This window comes from Arthrobacter sp. Dra40 (assembly GCF_059091905.1).
Window position 1 is genome coordinate 1 of the sequence record NZ_JBNHHB010000336.1, and the last position, 3929, is coordinate 3929.

At 65.1% G+C, this 3929-nt stretch carries 3 protein-coding genes and 1 pseudogene; 3 read left to right on the forward strand and 1 reads right to left on the reverse strand.

All coding sequences use genetic code 11. The features are described 5' to 3' along the window. Window positions 1–296, forward strand: a pseudogene (locus AC5RWT_RS35210) (hypothetical protein); the annotation flags it as partial. A 494-nt stretch (window positions 297–790) separates the two neighbouring features. Then, window positions 791–1231 (forward strand): alternative ribosome rescue aminoacyl-tRNA hydrolase ArfB, encoded by a 441-nt coding sequence (gene arfB, locus AC5RWT_RS35215; protein ID WP_494084273.1) that lies wholly within the window; start codon window positions 791–793, stop codon window positions 1229–1231. Between the two features lie 550 nt (window positions 1232–1781). Here arfB and AC5RWT_RS35220 read toward each other — a convergent pair. Beyond that, window positions 1782–2990 carry a cytochrome P450 gene (locus tag AC5RWT_RS35220; RefSeq protein ID WP_494084274.1) on the reverse strand — a complete coding sequence of 403 codons (1209 nt, stop codon included), beginning with the start codon at window positions 2988–2990 and terminating at the stop codon, window positions 1782–1784. Window positions 2991–3159: 169 nt separating this feature from the next. Between AC5RWT_RS35220 and AC5RWT_RS35225 the strand changes: the two genes are divergently transcribed. After that, the coding region (locus AC5RWT_RS35225; protein ID WP_494084275.1) for an IclR family transcriptional regulator at window positions 3160–3929 on the forward strand (770 nt) is incomplete at its 3' end.

A 3929-nucleotide genomic window follows, 5' to 3' on the forward strand; every position in this document is an offset into this window, starting at 1 on the left:
TCGATAAGGCCCTTGCCCCTCTGGCCTCGCATCCCCTCGTGCAGGAAATCCGCAGTGGCGTCGGGTTTCTCGCCGGCGTCCAGCTCGCACCCGAGGCGGACGCCGAGGCGGTGGCCGACTCATGCATAGACAACGGCGTCGTCGTGCGCCCCCTGCGCGGCAACACCCTTCAAATCAGCCCCCCATTCGTTGTGGCGGACGAGGACGTTGACCTAATCGCGAAGACTCTCGGGCAGGTCCTCGACGCGGACAGCAGTACTCCCCCGCCGGCATCATCCGAGCAGGCAGGAACATGATTCCGGGCACTCCCGTTGCACACAGATTTGTCGAAACTTCCCGTGATCGCCCCGGAATGCTCAAAGGCGGTCCGTCCTGGATTCACCGTCGCCCCGACAGGTCATCCTTCAGCCCGGTACGGTAATGGAGCTTGCGCATGCGCACGCCATCCCGATGCCGTACCAGCTTGCCTTCTTCGGTGTGAACTCCAGTCCGGCTTCACTGACTGGGCTGCCAATGCCGTCGGCCGCGCGGTGGACGCCGGCCCTCCCCTCTGCTCTTCGTCGAACTGCTCGTTGGCCCACTCGTCGGGGTCCCGCTGGTCTTGAGTGTCCGCTGCCTCCGAGAACCCACCAACGGAGCCGCACGCCGTCAACGACAGGAACAGGGTCGCGGCCAAGGCACCGAGAGCTGGACGAAGCGTCATGCCCGCAGCCAGGCATCAGGCACTGCCTGCTTCCGGCCGGTACTGATCGCGCAAACAACAGTGTCGGAGTTGCGGCACAATGATCGTGTGGACGACCTGCATGTGCCCCCGGGACCCGGCGCGCCCCGCGGCCTGCGGGTGCCGGCGGCCGAGCTGGTCGAGCAGTTCTCCCGAGCCTCCGGCCCTGGCGGCCAGAGCGTCAATACCGCCGACTCGCGTGTGCAACTCAGTCTCGATCTAGGCACGACAACAGCGCTGAGCGAGGTCCAACGCGAACGCGCCATCGACCGGCTCGCCGACAGAATCTCGGGCACGGTGCTTACCATCAGCGCCTCCGAGCACCGCTCCCAGCGGCGTAACCGGACTGCGGCGAGACAACGACTCGCCGCACTCCTGCGGGACGCAGTGGTTCCCCCTGTCGTCCGGCGACCAAGCAGGCCGACGAGTGGCTCGCGACGTCGTCGGCTCGAAGGAAAACGGTTGCGCTCCGAGACCAAGCGCAACCGCAGGCCCCCTGGGCTCGAGTGACCTGGCCGTTCAGGGAGAACGCGGGGCTCTCCCTTAGACAAAGCAACTGACTGCAGAACCTACGAGCCGACGAACGAAGACCAGTCTCCGACTCACTGCACCGTGAAATGTCTGGCCCACATGACGTTCCCGTCGATCGTCAGGTCGAATACTTCCTTCAGCAACACTGAGTGCATGGGAAACGATCGCCACCCCTGAGTATCGAAGCGCTACCTCGCACGACATAGACACTCCTCCCCCGGAAGAGAGCACCAGGTGGAGTTCCTCGATCTTGTCTTGCGTCCTTACGCCTTCGCTCCATCAAGTCCGCGGACGAGCAAAAGGGTCCAGCTCAATCATCCGGCTGGCAGCAAAAGCAGCCGGTGTCTGCCTGCTGATTTCTGGCTGGCGTCGTCCGATGTTGCGGCAGGGAACGAGTACGCCCCCCTCCGGTGGATCGGGACATCACGGGAAACCGTATGGAGACGGCTTCCGGCGGCCTGCAGCGGCAGGGGCCAGCAGGACTCGTACGGCCCCCGGCCCATACCGCAGTTCCGCAGCAGCCGCCGTGTTAAGCCCGAATGACGCGCACCGGAATGGATTGCCAGCCGCGCAGTGTGTTGTGCAGGAAAGGCACCGGTTCGGCGGTGAACTCGATCCTCTTCACGCGCCGGGCCAGGGTGGTAAGCAGCACGTCCATTTCCAGACGGGAGATAGGCTGGCCCACGCATTGGTGGATCCCCATGCCAAACCCCAAATGGCCGCCGGCCTGCCGGCCAATCCGGTACTCGTGGGCATCGGGCCCCCAGTGGTCCGGGTCGCGGTTGGCCGCGCCGACGAAAACCGCCACCTTGGTATCGGCCGGCAGATCGATGCCGTGGAAGACGGTGTCGCGGCTAGTGGTGCGGAAGAAGGACTGGAAGGGGGACTCGTACCGGAAGGCCTCGTCGATGGCGAATTTAGTCAGCCGTGGATTCTGGTGCACCTTGGCCCACTCCCCCGGATGCTGGGCCAACGCAGCCAGCGTGTTGCCGATGGAGAAGATGGTGGTGTCCAGCCCCGCCGAGAGCATGGCCCGCACGAGCAGCGCAGCCTGGCCTTCGGTGATTTCGCCGCGGTCGGCGTAGTCCCAGATCTGTGCCCCCAGGCTCCCCTCGGCCAGGCGCTCCCGGGCTGTGTTGGCCATGGCCCAGTCATTGGTGCCGGCACCCCGGCGGAAAAACTCCTTGGACCGCGCATCGTCCGGGCCGAAGGTGCTGAAGTTCATTGCCCCGAGCGCGAGCAGGTTCTCGGCCCGGCCGGCGCGGGGAATTCCCACCGCGTCGCCGAACACCCGCAGTGGGAAGACCTGGGCGAAGTCGGCCACAGCGTCGAACTCGCCCAACTGCAGCACCTGCTCCACCAGTTCGTCCGCGAACTCTTGGAACTGTCCGCGCAGCGCTCGAGTCCCCTTGGGCGAGATCACGCCGGCCATGGCCTGGCGCATGGCAGTGTGGACGGGCGGGTCGGATTCCATGATGCCCTGCGGACGCCAGGACGGTTCGTGGTGCAGGTTTTTCGGCCCGGCGCCGGCGCCGGATATAAAGGTGGCATAGTCGTCAAGAATGTCCTTACAAGCACCGAAACGGGTGAAGGCCGGCACGCCGTACTTGTCCAGCCACACCCCAGGCCCGGCTTGGCGCATCCGCTCGAACAGCGGATACGGGTTGGTCAGGTTCGCATCGGAATATGGATCGTCGGAAATGGCGGGGGCTGCTGCCACAGGCAGATCGAGTGTCATTGGGGCCTCACTTATCGTTGCGGCTGGGAATGGCCTCAACGTAGCGGTTTTTGAGACTGAAGCTGAATCTCATTCCCACCATGTGAGAATGACGATTGCCGGTGCGGCCAGCCTCAGTGGAGCATCTTTGGAGTGCCCCGGATGCCGGAAGATCTGAGAGGAGGTCGGGTTGACATCATTCGAACGCGGACTGGCCATCCTGGCCGAGGTCGCCGCCAACGGCGATGCCACCATCGACGCGGTGGCCACCAAGCTGGGCATCCCGCAAAGCACCGCCTACCGGTACATCAAAACACTCAGGGACCGTGACTTCGTTCAGGAAGACGGCGGCCGCTACCGGCCCGGGCGGGCGCTGTTGGAACTCACCGGCCGGCACCACGTGCAGTCGCACCTGGCCGAGGTGGGCACCGCGGTGCTCAAAGGTGTGGTTGATGCCGTTGGCGAGACTGCCGTCATGATCATCCGGGTGGGCACCCAGGCCATGTGCCTGCGGCGGGTTGAGCCGGATAAATCGCTCAAATACACCTTCGCCATCAATGAAATGCTGCCGCTGCATGCCGGGGCCGGGCAGCGGATCCTGTTGGCTTGGGCACCATCGGACGTCGTCCGGCAGGTGCTGGACCGCCAGTTGCCGCGGTTCACGGACAACACCCCGACGGCGGAGCAGGTGCAGGCGGCCCTGCCGCAGATCCGCACCGCGGGCCGCGCCGTCTCACGCGGTGAACTGGATTCGGGCTCGGTATCCGTGGCAGTGCCGGTCTTCTGCCGCGGCGAGGTGGTTTGTTCGCTCAACGTCGCCGGCCCCGAAAGCCGCTGCGGCACCACAGCCTGGGTCAATACCGCGCTCAACGCCCTGGGCTACGCAGCCCGGAACCTCACCGAATCGCTCGAGTCAACCACCAGTTTCCAATCAACCAGGGAGATCGCCGATGAACGCCC

Excerpts from the sequence above, each read along its gene's own strand:
- AC5RWT_RS35220 (WP_494084274.1), bottom strand. The coding sequence starts at position 2,990 with ATGACACTCGATCTGCCTGTGGCAGCAGCCCCCGCCATTTCCGACGAT.